The organism is Lacimonas salitolerans (genome assembly GCF_042677865.1).
GTDB lineage: Bacteria > Pseudomonadota > Alphaproteobacteria > Rhodobacterales > Rhodobacteraceae > Lutimaribacter > Lutimaribacter salitolerans.
The window spans coordinates 1-1,065 of the sequence record NZ_JBHUDD010000154.1 but is presented as its reverse complement, the minus strand read 5'-3'; the positions used below and the strand labels follow the sequence as shown (position 1 = coordinate 1,065).

The window sequence follows — 1,065 nt, the reverse complement described above, 5'->3', positions numbered from 1 at the left end:
TTGTGCGGCTTCGCCGTGTAGTACCTGATTGTGCAGGGATTGTTATTCAGCAGTCAGCATATCGGCTGCGCCAGCGGCTTCGGCGTCAGCGACATCCGATAGCGTAGGGGCCAAGCTTTCAGTCCCGAATGCAGCAGATAACCGATCCATGTTGCGCAATGACGCTAGGTGCAAAAAGCATGCCTCCATAGACCCATCACGGTACATCGCGCTAACTTCGGCATCTGACAAAGCCGCAAGACGCTGGCGGCTAATGATTGAAAACCCCGTCAATGCCCGCGACTGCCCGTCAGGAGCGGATATTCTCGCGGTCGCAGGCTCCAGCAAGTCCAGACTGCGCAGCCGATCGCACAGCACCCGGGTCAGACGGTAGTTTTCCTGATAAGCGGTCGCAAATTTGAGAACCTCTTGAAGATAGAGCGTACGATTTCCCTCTGAATCGAACAGCCGCTCTCCTCGCCCATCCCGATTGACTCCGGTGTGCCCCTCATCGACACAAAGCGTTAAAGTATCATCAGAATCCGTCGAGAAAACGAAAGGGTACCGACGGAAAAACCCCGGAATGTATCCACCCGTCCATTGCCCTGCGGCATCCACAAAAACATTTTCATTTTCGCGCAGGCCCAGAAGGGCTACAGGCAAGGTAGCCTCTGTTTCACCTGTGAAAACGATCGGAAACTGCAAACAAGCAGGCTCGAATTCTCCGAACAAAACAGGCGAAAGATTTGACTCTCGGGCAAAACTGAAGTCCGGTTGCCGCTGAACGCATACATCGAAATGTACATCTTGGCGTATCGCAGCGGGCTTTTGATAAATCTGGAGCATCACTTTCCCCTTTTTATATTTACAGATCAGATGTTTGAAACAGTTCGCGCTACCGCACAAGGAAAGAAAAATGAACTATTGTTTAATTTTTCAGAATTCTGAACATTATTCAGATTAACTATATGAAATTGCGTCGAATTAACTGGATAAGCCTGGCCACTAGTCACCTGAATCTGAAGTTCCTGCCAGTGTTTTCTGGCAGAACCTTTTGACGGAGGCGAGGATTTCGTCGGCGGACTT

2 protein-coding genes are annotated in these 1,065 nt (G+C 50.4%); both read right to left on the bottom strand.

What is annotated here, in order from left to right; translation table 11 throughout:
* Window positions 1-42: 42 nt before the first annotated feature.
* Entirely contained in the window at window positions 43-825 is a 783-nt protein-coding gene (locus ACFTOW_RS17430) for a SapC family protein (RefSeq protein WP_379918074.1), read from the bottom strand.
* Between the two features lie 26 nt (window positions 826-851).
* On the bottom strand, window positions 852-1,065 hold a 214-nt coding region (locus ACFTOW_RS17425; RefSeq protein WP_379918072.1), incomplete at its 5' end, for a hypothetical protein.